Genomic DNA, 10252 nt, shown 5'->3' with positions numbered 1-10252 from the left:
ACGCCCTGGTCCAGCGCCTGGTCGGCAGCGACCAGCGCGACGACATCGCCGTCCTGGCGGTGCGGGTCCGCGCCGCGGTGGACTCGCAGCACCATCAGCGCCGTGAGCAACCCGGACGCCCTGCGCGTCCAGATCGCGGAGCTCTCGGACAAGGCGTCGGCTCCCGACCTCTGGGACGACCCTGACGCCGCCCAGAAGGTCACGACGGCCCTCTCGCAGACGCAGTCCGAGCTGGACCGCATCACGAACATGGGCGACCGGATCGACGACCTCGAGACGCTCGTCGAGATGGCGACCGAGGACAACGGGGACCCGGAGACGCTCGCGGAGGCGGCCTCCGAGCTCGAGCAGATCCGCAAGGACCTGGGTGCGCTCGAGGTCAAGACCCTGCTCTCGGGCGAGTACGACGCCCGCGAGGCCGTCGTGACGATCCGTGCGGGGGCAGGCGGCGTGGACGCGGCCGACTTCGCAGAGATGCTCATGCGCATGTACCTGCGCTGGGCCGAGCGTCACGGCTACCCGACCCAGGTCCTCGACACGTCCTACGCGGAGGAGGCGGGCCTCAAGTCCGCGACCTTCGAGGTCAAGGCCCCCTACGCGTTCGGCAACCTGTCGGTCGAGGCCGGCACGCACCGCCTCGTGCGCATCTCGCCGTTCGACAACCAGGGACGTCGGCAGACGTCGTTCGCCGCGGTCGAGGTCATCCCGCTCATCGAGCAGACCGACTCGGTCGAGATCCCCGAGTCGGAGATCAAGGTCGACGTCTTCCGCTCGTCGGGCCCGGGCGGCCAGTCCGTCAACACGACCGACTCGGCCGTGCGCATGACCCACATCCCCACGGGGATCGTCGTGTCGATGCAGAACGAGAAGTCGCAGATCCAGAACCGTGCTGCCGCGCTGCGCGTCCTCCAGTCACGCTTGCTGCTCCAGCGTCAGGCCGAGGAGAGCGCGGCCAAGAAGGCCATGGCCGGCGACATCAAGGCGAGCTGGGGCGACCAGATGCGCTCCTACGTGCTGCACCCGTACCAGATGGTCAAGGACCTGCGCACGGAGTACGAGGTCGGCAACACCTCGGGTGTGTTCGACGGCGACATCGACGGCTTCATCGAGGCCGGCATCCGCTGGCGGCGGGGCGCCGAGCAGGCCTGAGGCCCCCGGGCTCCGCGTGGAGCCCGCAGGCGTCGACCCTGCCCGATCCGGGCGGTCCCGGCGTGTCAGCGGTGTCAGCCCTGCGGGGCGTGCCTACTCTCGTGGGCGACCAGCGAACGAATTCGCTTCCCCCACCGAGAGACTGGTCAACTGCTGTGATCCGATTTGAGAACGTCTCGAAGGTCTACGCCCGTGGCGCCAGGCCTGCCCTGGACGACATGTCCGCCGAGATCGAGCGTGGTGAGTTCGTCTTCCTGGTCGGTGCGTCCGGCTCCGGGAAGTCGACGTGCCTGCGCCTGGTGCTGCGCGAGGAACGGCCCACGCGGGGCAAGGTGTTCGTCGCTGGCCGCGACCTCTCGACCCTGTCGAGCTGGAAGGTCCCGTCGCTGCGTCGGCAGATCGGCGTCGTCTTCCAGGACTTCCGGCTGCTCCAGAACAAGACGGTCTTCGAGAACGTCGCGTTCGCGCTGCAGGTGACGGGCAAGCCGCGTCACACGATCGCCGTGACGGTTCCCGAGGTCCTCGAGATGGTCGGTCTGCAGGGCAAGGAGAAGCGGCGCCCGCACGAGCTCTCGGGCGGCGAGCAGCAGCGTGTCGCGATCGCACGAGCCTTCGTCAACCGCCCCTCGATCCTGCTCGCCGACGAGCCGACGGGGAACCTGGACCCCAACACCTCGCTCGGGATCATGAACCTGCTCTCGCGCATCAACGGCACGGGGACCACCGTGGTCATGGCGACGCACGACTCGGGGTTCGTCAACCAGATGCGTCAACGAGTGATCGAGCTCGCGTCGGGCGTCGTCGTCAGGGACCAGAAGGACGGCGTCTACGGTGCCGGCGTGCCCCTGTCCGACGACGACGCGCTGCGCGAGCCGTCGGGTCACCTCGCGGGGAGGGCAGGGTCGCACCTCGGGCCCCGCACGACGACGCTCGTCGCCCCGGGCGAGGACGTCATCGAGCGGACCGGCGAATCCGAACCGGCACCTGCGCGGTCCTCCGTCCGAGGGGAGTGGTAGGCCGGTGCGCGCTCAGTTCATCCTCGCCGAGATCGGGTCCGGTCTGCGTCGCAACCTGGCGATGACGATCTCGGTCGTCCTCGTGACCTTCGTGTCGCTGACCTTCGTGGGTGCGTCGGCGCTGCTCCAGATGCAGATCGACAAGCTCAAGGACGACTGGTACGACCGGGTCGAGGTCTCCGTCTTCCTCTGCCCGATCGACTCGCCCAACCCGACGTGCGCCGGGGGCGAGGCGTCGCCCGAGCAGATCGATGCGCTCGAGGGTGTGTTCGCGGGCGAGCTCGGCGACGAGGTCGAGACCGTGTTCTTCGAGACCAAGGAGGAGGCTTTCGCCGCCTTCCAGGAGCGGTTCCCCGACGGGTTCAACGGCACCCAGCTCACGGTCGACGACATGCAGGCCTCGTTCCGGCTCAAGCTCACCAACCCGGAGAACTACGAGGTCGTCAACGACGTCGTCACGGGGAGGCCAGGGGTCGAGGACGTCGAGGACCAGCGCCGCATCTTCGACTCGCTCTTCCTCGCGCTGAACCGCGCCTCGCTCATGTCGGGCGGGCTGGCGGTCGTGATGATGCTTGCAGCGGTGCTCCTGATCACGACGACGATCCGGCTGTCGGCCATGAGCAGGCAGCGCGAGACCGAGATCATGAAGCTCGTCGGAGCGTCCAAGCTCTTCATCCAGCTGCCTTTCATCCTGGAAGGGGCGATCGCCGCGGTGACGGGTGCGCTCCTCGCGGTCGGCGGCCTCTGGCTGGGGGTCAAGTACCTGGTCACCGACTGGTTGCAGAGCTCCGTGAGCTGGATCGCGTACATCTCCGAGACGGACGTGCTGCGCATCGCGCCGCTCCTGATCCTGATCGCATTCGTCCTGGCGGCCATCTCCTCGGTCGTCACGCTCAGTCGCTACACGAGGGTGTGACATGTCCCAGCTGACCCGGCGTCTCGCTGCTGCGAGCACTGCCCTGATCCTTCTCCTCGGTTCCGCGGTCGTCGCGACCGCCGACGACCTGGACGACCAGCGGGCAGCGGCCGAGCGTCGCCAGTCCCAGGCGCAGCAGGACCGTGAGGGCCTCGAGTCGCAGCTCGAGGGAACCGACGCCGAGCTCGCGCAGGCGATCCTCGACCTGCAGACCATCGAAGCGCGCCTGCCCGTGGCGCAGGCCGAGCTCGACCAGGCCGAGGCCGAGCTCGAGCGCACGCAGCGCGAGGCCGCGCAGCTCGCCGTCAGGCTCCAGGACGCGCAGGTGGAGGAAGCGGCCATCAGCGAGGAGATCCAGGAGTCCGCGGGCAAGGTGAGCACCGCGAAGTCCAGCATCGCCGAGATGGCCCGGCAGGCGTACCGGGGGCAGGGCGAGGTGAGCGGGCTCGGGATCGTCACGGGGGCGCAGAGCACCGACGACTTCATCGAGCAGTACGCGATGTCCTCGACCGCCGCACGGACGCAGGCTCGCACCCTCACGGACCTGCAGGAGGCCGAGTCGATCGCGCGCAACCGCGAGGCCCGCCTGACGGCGATCCGCGAGACCATCGCCGACCTCAAGGTGCAGGCCGACCAGAACGTCGTCGCAGCCGACGCCGCCCGCAAGGCAGCAGCCGATCGGAAGGCCGAGATCGAGGGCCTGATCGTCGAGCAGCAGGCGAAGCAGGCGACGATCGAGTCGCGCAAGGAGGCGGCCCTCGCGCAGATCGCGGCCAACGAGAAGGCACAGGCCGACCTCACGACCGAGCTCAAGGGCATCATCGCCGCGCAGACCGAGCGCGACCGCAAGGCCGCCGAGGAAGCGGCCAAGCAGCCCCCGCCCGCGACAGGCGGTGGCGGTGGTGGTGGCGGCGGTACCTCCGGCGGCGGAGGGGGAGGAGGCGGTGGAGGTGGCGCGTCGACCGGCAAGTTCCTCGCGTACCCGACCGCGGTTCCTCACATCACGTCGAAGTACGGGATGCGGCACCACCCCTTCCTGCCCGGGGTCTACCGTCTGCACGCCGGGACGGACCTGCGCGCCTACTGCGGAACCCCGATCTATGCGGCGGCCGGGGGAACGGTCCTGTTCGCCCGCAGCTACGGTGGCCTCGGCAACCAGGTGATGATCAACCACGGCACGGTCGGTGGGGCCAACCTCATGACGAGCTACAACCACCTGTCCCGTTTCGCGGTCTCTCCCGGACAGAGCGTCGCGCAGGGGACCCTCATCGGGTACTCGGGCACGACGGGGACGAGCCAGGTCTGCCACCTGCACTTCGAGGTGTACGTCAACGGCAGCACGGTGGACCCCCAGACCATGCTCTGAGGTATTCACCTACAGGTCGGGGGCAGGTTTCGCGTAGCCTGGGACGTCGCGCCGCACGGCGCGGTCGGGTCCTTCCTGGACCCCTCACCAGAGCTCGAGCAGATCGGACGACGTACCCATGGCGAAGGAGACTGGCCGCAAGATCATCGCCAGCAACCGCAAGGCCCGCCATGACTACCTCATCCTGGACGTGCTCGAGGCCGGGCTGGTGCTGAGCGGCACCGAGGTCAAGGCGCTGAGGCAGGGCCGGGCGTCGTTGCTCGACGGCTACGTCGCGGTCGACGGCGGCGAGGCGTGGCTCGAGAACGTCCACATCCAGGAGTACTCGCAGGGCACGTGGAACAACCACGCCCCGCGGCGCAAGCGCAAGCTCCTGCTGCACAAGGACGAGATCCTGCGCCTCGAGGCCAAGCTGCGCGAGAAGGGGTACACGATCGTCCCGCTCGCCCTCTACTTCCTCGACGGCCGGGCCAAGGTCGAGATCGCGCTCGCCCAGGGCAAGCGGGAGTACGACAAGCGTCAGGCGCTGCGAGAGCAGCAGGACAACCGTGAGGCACAGCGCGCCATGCGCCACCGGCAGAACCGGTGACACGAGTGCGCGCGAGGAGTGCCGTCGTCGGGCCGCGCGCACGGGGCGCGAGCCTCGCGGTCGCCGCGACCGCCCTGGGCGGCCTGCTCCTCACCCCGGTCGCCACCGCGGACGTCTCGGACCGCGTCGTGACGCGGTACGACGTCGCAGCCCGGGTCGAGCGGGACGGGACCATGGGCGTGTCGATCGACATGGACTACGACTTCCGCGGTGACGAGGGCCATGGGCCCACGCTCGAGATCCCGACCCTGTTCGAGATCGACGGGGACCCTGACCACCTGCGGCGCTACGAGGTCTCGGACGTCCGGGCGTCGAGCTCCTCGGGCGCCGCAGCCGACGTCGAGGTCGCGGACCAGGGCGGAGGAGACCTCCTGGTGCGTGTCGGGTCCGCCGACGAGACGTACGACGGGCTCGAGCAGTACACGATCACGTACACGCTCCGTGGTCTGGTGAACCCGGGTACCGGCGCCGACGGCCAGGACGAGATCTACTGGAACGTCCTGCCGGACACGTCCGAGATCGACATCGAGAACGCGAGCGTGACCCTCGACGGTCCCGGGGACGTGTCGCGCACGAGCTGCTTCGCCGGGGCCGCGGGCGCCACCGACCCGTGCACGACCCACTCGGCGGCCGGGACCGTCGCGAGCTTCACCCAGGCCGACGTGCCGGCCGGAACCTTCTTCACGGTGCTCGTCGAGTACCCGGCGGGTACGTTCGAGGGCGCCGAGCCCGTCGTGGTCGACCGTGCCGAGGCCACGGGCGAACGCCCCTTCGAGGTGACCCCGGTGTCGGGCGGGCTGAGCGCGCTGCTCCTCGGTGGTGGCGTGTGGTTCATGGCGCACCGCGTCAGGCAGCGCGGACGGGACGAGCAGTACCTGGGCCTGACCCCGGGGGCGCAGCCCGTGTCCTCCGGCGCGGCCGACGGGACCGGCGAGGCGCTGGTCGGCCCCCGCGACCGTCGCCTGCCCGTCGCGGTCCGGTTCGCGCCGCCTGCCGCGAGCAGACCAGGGGAGATCGGGACGCTGGTCGACGAGCGCGCGGACCCCCACGACGTGACGGCGACGATCGTCGACCTCGCGGTCCGCGGTCACCTGCGGATCGTCGAGGTCGAGCCACCGAGCAAGCGGGGCAAGGGCGGCGACTGGCGGCTGGACCGGCTGGCGGGACCGGACGAGGACCTGCTCGGCTTCGAGCGCACGCTCCTGGACGAGATCTTCGCGGGGCGGGAGAGCGTGATGCTCTCGGACCTCCGGACGACGTTCGCCGCCTCGATGGCCCTCGTGCAGTCCGAGCTCTACGAGGAGGTCACGCGGCGCGGTTGGTTCCGCGCCAACCCCAAGACGGTGCGCGACCACTGGTACGTCGCAGGCGGCGCACTCGTCGTGGTCGGTGCGGTGGTGGCGATCGCGCTCGGTGCGATCTTCGGCCCGACCTGGGCGCTGGTCGCCGCGCCCCTGCCGGTGCTCGGCGTCCTGGCGTTCGTGCTGGCGTCCAGGGCCCCTGCGAGGACGGCCGAGGGGACTGCGATGCTCGCGCAGACGCTCGGCTTCCGGCGTTACCTCGAGACGGCCGAGGCCGGGCAGCTGCGCTTCGAGGAGGGCGAGGACGTGTTCTCGCGGTACCTGCCCTACGCGATCGTGTTCGGCGTCGCAGACCGGTGGGCAGGGATCTTCTCACGGCTCGCCGCGCAGGGGCAGTCCGTGGCCGAGCCCGCCTGGTACGTCGGCCCCGGGTACGGACCGGGGATGTTCTGGGTCGGGTACTCGTCGTTCGGTTCGTCGCTCGACGCGTTCTCGGACGCGGCCACGACGTCGATCTCGGCCGCGACGCCCAGCTCCTCGGGCGGCTCGGGGTTCTCGAGCGGGGGCGGCTTCTCGGGCGGCGGTGGCGGTGGCGGCGGAGGCGTCGGTGGCTGGTGACGGTTCGTCGCGACGCGGTCGGGGCCGTGCAGAGACACGCCGGGCGAGGATGCATCCTCCTGCCCGACGACGTAGCGTCTCAGGGTAGTCGCCGTCACCCTGCCGAGGAGGCCCCATGGTCAAGCTCCGTCAGTACATCCCGCGCGTCGCCGCGGGCGCGTTCATCCTCAACTCCGGGCTCACCAAGCGGAAGGCCGACGAGGAGACCGTGCAGGGGATCCACGGCATGGCCGCGGGGACGTTCCCGTTCCTCGCGGACCAGGACCCTGTGCAGTTCACCCGCACGCTGTCCACGACCGAGATCTCGCTGGGCACGGCCTTGCTCGTGCCCTTCGTCCCGACGGGCGTGGTCGCGCTCGGCCTCGGAGCCTTCTCCGCGGGCCTCGTCGCGATGTATCTCAAGACGCCGGGGATGACCGAGGCGGACGGGATCCGTCCCACGCCGCAGGGGATCGGGCTCGCGAAGGACGTCTTCCTGCTGGGTATCGCCGGCGGGCTGCTGGTCGATGCGCTGAGCCGGAAGAAGTAGCCGCGGAAATAGGTTCGCCCACGGTGGTGTTGATCCCGTAGGCTGGTACTGCTGACCCGGTGACGGACCGGACGGACGCCACGGCGGACGGACGGGACGGAGCGGGTCGGTGATTGACAACTGCACAGGGGGTGATCGGTTTCGACGGTGGTCGTGCTTCGAGGAGAAGCGGGCCGAGGATGCAGACTTATCTCGTAAACGACGTCTGCAAACCAATAGGTGCCGATTCCAAGCGCACCGACTTCGCACTCGCCGCCTGAGCGAGTCTTCGAAGTCCGTCAGCCCGGGGTTGCTCTCGCCCCGGTTCCTGGCGTCAGTTAGAGAGCCACTGCTTACGACGCTCGTCACCGGCGGCGTAGGGACTCTTAGATGACTGAGCCCGTCAGCACCTTGTCTGTGTGAGTGCTGGGGCCGAGAAAATCAACAGCAGACTGCGCCCGGAGAAGACCTGGATTTGCGTCACCGGACCGGGGTTCGATTCCCCGCACCTCCACCACGTCGCCCGTCAGGGCGGCGCATCACCCCAGTTGTCACTGCGAAGGGCCGCCCACCGGGCGGCCCTTCGTCGTACCCAGGATCTCCCCGCACGGTCCGGAAGGCTCGTGCCCGTGCCGCTACTCCTGGGTGGGCCGGGGGAGGTCGCCGAGTGCCGCGGTGCTCTCGTGGACCGCCGACCATCCGTCCTCGTGACGCTCGTACACGACGGTCGTCCGGACCGGATGCCGGAACACGCCGACCCCCGCGACCGCGATGTCGACGTCCGACTCGTGCTCCACCACCGCGGTGCGTCCGTGGAGCCGCACGAGGATCTCGCTGGTCGGTTCGAACTGCCGGAAGTCCAGTTCCCCCGACGCGAGATCGTCGAGGTACTGGGGTCTGGGGGTCTCGTCCCCGGTGACGTCGACCAGGAGGAAGTCCTCGCCGAGGTGTGCGGCGAACGGTGCGGCGTCACGGTCTGCTGCGACGAGGTCCGTGAGGCGCTCCATCTCGACCCCTCGCAGCTCGGCGACGGTCGTGGACCCGGAGATCTCGCGTTGCTGGGATGCCACGAGCTGGACCGCGGCGACGGTTGCGCCGCCCACGAGGAGCCCGCCCAGTGCGGCGAGCGCGATCTGCCGGCGTGGGTGGGAGGGGCCAGGCGGTGGCCGGCGTCGTGGGGCCGACGTGCCTGGCGCGGTGGAGACCGTGAGGAGAGTGTCGTCCTGGTCGTCGTCCAGCGCCGGGGTCAGGTCGATGGAGACCTGCGGGTCCGGCCGTCCTCGTCGCCGATGCATGGTCGTCACCCTTCGGGGAACGTTCGCCCTGCTCGTGCCGTCCCCGTCAGGCTACGTCCGCGACCGGCTCGGGGCACTGCGCTCGAACAAGGGACGGACTACCACCCGTTGGTCGCCCAGGCCGCGTCGGCGTCCGGACCGTCGAGCCACTCGATGCGCAGGGTCTGCGTGTCCAGCTCGAGGACGCCCGCCTCCCAGGCGTCGGTCTCGTGCCCGCGCAGGAGGTCGACGCACCGGTCCTGGTCGTCGCTGAACGTGTCGGGGCGAGCCGGGTCGTCGAAGTGGACCCTCCACTGGAGGCGTTCCTCGGGGTTGACGTACGTCGGGAACGAGTGGGGGCCCACGGTCTCCCAGTGCGTGCAGACACGGGTGACGAGGTGACCGACCGGTCCGTCGGCGCCGTGCAGGCGGCCGATCCGGCGGCGGTACGTCTCGAGGCGGGCGCCTCCCGCGTCATCCACGGCGGTCGCCTGCCTCGACGAGCGGCTTGGTCTCGCGGGGCGAGCCACCAGGGCCCGTGTCGGGGTCGGAGAGGGGCGCGTGCCCGGTGTCGGTCGGGCTGCCCCCTGCCCGACGGCGGCGCGTACGTCGGACGACGATCCTCACCACGAGGGCGACGAGGGCCGCGACGGCGATCCAGGGGAGCAGGACCCCGAGGACGACCACGAGCCCGTCGATCGTCGTCAGGAGTGCGCTCCAGCCGCGGTCCAGACCTCCCAGGAACCCGGCGGGCCGGATCGTCGCGGTGGGGGCCTCGGCGACGACCTGGACGTGGAGGGTCGACATGTCCACCCGGTCGGTGAGCGAGGCGCGCTGCGACTGGAGGCTCTCGAGCTCGGCCTGGCGCGCGGTGAGCTCCTTCTCCGCGGCCAGGAGGTCGGCCGTGGTCGCCGCCTGGCCCATGAGGGCCTCGAGGCGCGCCACGGACGTCCCGAGGGCCTGGACCCGTGCGTCGAGGTCGATGGCCGTCGCCGTGACGTCCTCGGCGTCGAGGGAGACGTCCTGGACCTCACCCACGCCGTCCAGCGCGTCGACGGTGGCCGTGACCTGAGCCGCGGGTACACGGACCGTGATCTGCCCGGAGGCGTCGGAGCCGTCCTGTGCCGAGTGCTCGGACCGGCTCTCGACGCGGCCGCCTGACGACTCGACGAGCTCGGCGATCGCCTGCACGGCCGTCCGGGGGTCGCTGGCGACCAGGGTCAGGCTGCCGGTGGTGATGACCTCGCGGAGGTCACCTTCGACGGCGCCGTCGAGCCGGATGCCGGCCGCCTCGGCGGGCGCCTCGGGTGCGACGTCGGCCGCGCTGTTCGCGCCCGCGGAGTCCGAGAGGGACTCGTCGCCTCCCGATCCGGTGCAGCCGGCGAGCAGCAGGACGGCCAGGAGAGCGGTCCCGAGGACGCCCGACGTGCGAGAGGAGGTGCGCATGCGACGACCCTAGGCGCGGGTTCGTCCGGAGGGTGGGGGTTCGGGCAGATCGTGACCGTGTTGTGAACT

At 70.4% G+C, this 10252-nt stretch carries 10 protein-coding genes and 1 other RNA gene; 8 read left to right on the top strand and 3 right to left on the bottom strand.

Features of this window, described 5'->3' with window-relative positions; translation table 11 throughout:
- Window positions 1-93: 93 nt before the first annotated feature.
- From prfB to ssrA, 8 genes are all read left to right on the top strand, one after another.
- Window positions 94-1149, top strand: a complete 1056-nt coding sequence (gene prfB, locus ACFWFR_RS13305) for a peptide chain release factor 2 (RefSeq protein ID WP_377623267.1) — start codon at window positions 94-96, stop codon at window positions 1147-1149.
- Window positions 1150-1304: 155 nt separating this feature from the next.
- A complete protein-coding gene (gene ftsE, locus ACFWFR_RS13300) occupies window positions 1305-2165 on the top strand; it encodes a cell division ATP-binding protein FtsE (protein ID WP_377623266.1) in 861 nt (286 codons plus the stop codon).
- A gap of 4 nt (window positions 2166-2169) precedes the next feature.
- Window positions 2170-3081, top strand: a complete 912-nt coding sequence (gene ftsX, locus ACFWFR_RS13295) for a permease-like cell division protein FtsX (protein ID WP_377623265.1) — start codon at window positions 2170-2172, stop codon at window positions 3079-3081.
- A gap of 1 nt (window position 3082) precedes the next feature.
- The gene (locus ACFWFR_RS13290) at window positions 3083-4447 is read left to right on the top strand and encodes a peptidoglycan DD-metalloendopeptidase family protein (RefSeq protein ID WP_377623264.1); all 1365 of its coding nucleotides are present in this window, start codon (window positions 3083-3085) and stop codon (window positions 4445-4447) included.
- Window positions 4448-4565: 118 nt separating this feature from the next.
- The gene (smpB, locus tag ACFWFR_RS13285) at window positions 4566-5036 is read left to right on the top strand and encodes an SsrA-binding protein SmpB (RefSeq protein WP_056650441.1); all 471 of its coding nucleotides are present in this window, start codon (window positions 4566-4568) and stop codon (window positions 5034-5036) included.
- Window positions 5033-6955, top strand: coding sequence for a DUF2207 domain-containing protein (locus ACFWFR_RS13280; protein WP_377623263.1), 1923 nt, complete (start codon window positions 5033-5035; stop codon window positions 6953-6955). Before smpB ends, ACFWFR_RS13280 begins: the two co-directional genes overlap by 4 nt.
- A 115-nt stretch (window positions 6956-7070) precedes the next feature.
- Window positions 7071-7484, top strand: coding sequence for a hypothetical protein (locus ACFWFR_RS13275; protein WP_377623262.1), 414 nt, complete (start codon window positions 7071-7073; stop codon window positions 7482-7484).
- A gap of 127 nt (window positions 7485-7611) precedes the next feature.
- Window positions 7612-7980, top strand: a transfer-messenger RNA (tmRNA) gene (gene ssrA, locus ACFWFR_RS13270).
- Between the two features lie 118 nt (window positions 7981-8098).
- Here the strand turns inward: ssrA and ACFWFR_RS13265 are convergent.
- The 3 genes from ACFWFR_RS13265 to ACFWFR_RS13255 all read right to left on the bottom strand — a co-directional run bounded on the left by ACFWFR_RS13265 (window position 8099) and on the right by ACFWFR_RS13255 (window position 10183).
- Entirely contained in the window at window positions 8099-8758 is a 660-nt protein-coding gene (locus ACFWFR_RS13265; protein WP_377623261.1) for a DUF4440 domain-containing protein, read from the bottom strand.
- A 98-nt stretch (window positions 8759-8856) separates the two neighbouring features.
- Window positions 8857-9219 (bottom strand): hypothetical protein, encoded by a 363-nt coding sequence (locus ACFWFR_RS13260; RefSeq protein ID WP_377623260.1) that lies wholly within the window; start codon window positions 9217-9219, stop codon window positions 8857-8859.
- Window positions 9212-10183 carry a DUF4349 domain-containing protein gene (locus tag ACFWFR_RS13255; protein ID WP_377623259.1) on the bottom strand — a complete coding sequence of 324 codons (972 nt, stop codon included), beginning with the start codon at window positions 10181-10183 and terminating at the stop codon, window positions 9212-9214. Before ACFWFR_RS13255 ends, ACFWFR_RS13260 begins: the two co-directional genes overlap by 8 nt.
- Between the last annotated feature and the right edge of the window lie 69 nt (window positions 10184-10252).

Source organism: Oerskovia sp. NPDC060287, assembly GCF_042726775.1.
In the GTDB taxonomy this organism is placed as follows: Bacteria; Actinomycetota; Actinomycetes; order Actinomycetales; family Cellulomonadaceae; genus Oerskovia; species Oerskovia merdavium.
The sequence above is the reverse complement of the archived record's forward strand: the minus strand, read 5'-3'. Positions and strand labels throughout refer to the sequence as shown.